At 67.6% G+C, this 707-nt stretch carries 1 protein-coding gene; it reads right to left on the bottom strand.

Annotated elements, in window-relative coordinates:
* A partial coding sequence (locus AC1DYI_RS37600) for a PAS domain-containing protein (RefSeq protein ID WP_477209142.1) occupies positions 1 to 660 on the bottom strand: 660 nt, incomplete at its 3' end.
* Positions 661 to 707: the final 47 nt, after the last annotated feature.

The raw sequence follows: 707 nt of genomic DNA, 5'->3' as shown, positions 1-707 counted from the left end.
GCGGTACGCGATGTCGACGCGTTCGCCGGTGACGGCGGCTTCGATGCTCTTGCGCCGGAAGCCGGCCCGATCGTCCGGCAGCAGCAGCTGCAGCCATTCGCGCGTGCTGCCCGGGATCTTGGCTGGTTCGAGGCCCACGATGCCTGGCAAAGACTCCGACCAGCTCTCGAAAGAGCCATCGGGCCGCGTGACGACATGGGCGAGCTTCGCCACCTGTTGAGCCCGGCGCAGGCCGGCCTCGCGTTCGCGCAGCGCCGCCTGCGTGCGCAGACGCTGCGTCACGTCGATCGGGCAGACGAAGCGCGCGCGCCGGCCGTGGTGCACCACCTCGTGCGAGGCGATCTCCACATCGATCAACGAGCCATCTTTCAACCGGTGCCGCCAGACGCCGGAGTTGAAGACCTGCGTCGACATGGTGCGAACCGATTCCTCGACGGCGCCGATGTCCTCGGGCGGCCGGATGTCGCGGATGGTCAGCGCCCGGAACTCGTCACGGGTGTAGCCGTACTTGTGGCAGGCGACCTCGTTGACGTCGAGGATGCGCAAGGTTTCGAGGTCGTAGACCCACATCGGCAGCGGGTTGGCTTCGAACAGCTGCCTGTATTGCTGCTCGCTGGCGAGCAGGGCCGAACCCCGTTCGGCCGCGCCTTCCCCGATCATCGGGGTCGCCTTCCTTGGGCCACCATCAGGCGAGTATGGCGTTGCCC

The organism is Ideonella sp. P3_A4, from assembly GCF_056403075.1.
The sequence above is the reverse complement of the archived record's forward strand: the minus strand, read 5'-3'. Positions and strand labels throughout refer to the sequence as shown.